Source organism: Mesorhizobium sp. M0001, from assembly GCF_040324255.1.
Lineage (GTDB): Bacteria > Pseudomonadota > Alphaproteobacteria > Rhizobiales > Rhizobiaceae > Mesorhizobium.
Map to the genome: position 1 here is coordinate 1 of NZ_JAMYVS010000039.1, position 1,211 is coordinate 1,211.

2 protein-coding genes are annotated in these 1,211 nt (G+C 61.8%); both read right to left on the reverse strand.

Annotated features, from left to right (window positions below; translation table 11 throughout):
* On the reverse strand, positions 1–969 hold a 969-nt coding region (locus tag NKK50_RS31250; protein WP_352544377.1), incomplete at its 3' end, for a KUP/HAK/KT family potassium transporter.
* Between the two features lie 141 nt (positions 970–1,110).
* Positions 1,111–1,211: KUP/HAK/KT family potassium transporter (locus tag NKK50_RS31450; RefSeq protein WP_502898780.1), on the reverse strand; the 101-nt coding region annotated here is incomplete at its 5' end.

The following is a 1,211-nucleotide window of genomic DNA, read 5'->3' on the forward strand; positions in this document are numbered from 1 at the left end:
CGATATGACCGCCTGGCTGGCGATGACCGTCGCCGCGGTTGCCAATACCACCATCGGGATCAGCGTCCAGCCTTCGTTCATCTCGAAGAATGGATGGCCGACGTGACCGTTCTTCGCCAGCACGAAAGCGCCCTGCCCGGCATAGTTTAGCAGCAGGCAGGGAAACACGATGGCCAACCAGGCGAGCACGATGGGCTTGCGGCCGAAATGGCCGAGATCGGCATAAAGCGCTTCGGCGCCGGTGACGGCGAGGAAGATGGCGCCGATGGTGACGAAGGCGACATCGGGCGAATTGATCAGGAAGGCGACGATGTAGTGCGGGCTGACCGCCCACAGGATTTCGGGATCGGCGATGATGTGGTTCAAGCCCGAAAGACCGATAGCCAGGAACCAGACCGCCGTGATCGGGCCAAAGATCAGCGCCACACCGCCGGTCCCGAAGCGCTGCACCGAAAACAGGATCGCCAGGATGACCAGCGTCAGCGGCACGACGTAGGGCTGGAAGGTCGGGGTAACGACATTCATGCCTTCAACCGCCGAAAGCACCGAGATTGCCGGCGTGATGACGGCGTCACCGAAGAACAATGACGCGCCGACAATACCGATGGCCAGGATGATCGCCGAGCGGGTCGGGAAACTGCCGCGCGCCAGCGCCATCAGCGACAGCACGCCGCCCTCGCCTCGGTTGTCGGCTCTGAGCACGAACATGATGTATTTGATGGTGACGATAATCGTCAACGACCAGATGATCAGCGACAGCACGCCCAGAATATCGCCGCGCTCGGCGATTTCGCCGCCGGAGGACGCAACAAGCGCTTCCCGGAAGGCGTAGATCGGGCTGGTGCCGATGTCGCCATAGACCACACCGAGCGCGCCCAGCATCAGAACTTTGGTGCTGTGCTGTTCGATTTCGGGATGGCTCGATTGTTCGACGGGTTCTGCCTCAATACCAGCATTGGTAAGGGCCATGGACGACACTCCGATAAGCGCGCGGTGCTCTACGCTTGCTGCGATGCAATATCAAGTGCCGTGACGGTAGGGCTACCATGTTCCCAGCGCAGGGCTTGCCCCGCAATGACCCGTGCGTGGCGTCAAAGGCTGCCGGAAACCTCAGATCGCCACCTGCGTGCCGATCTCGACCACACGTCCGGTCGGGATCTGGAAATACTCCGTCGCATCGGCCGCCGAGCGGGCGAGCCCGATGAACAGCT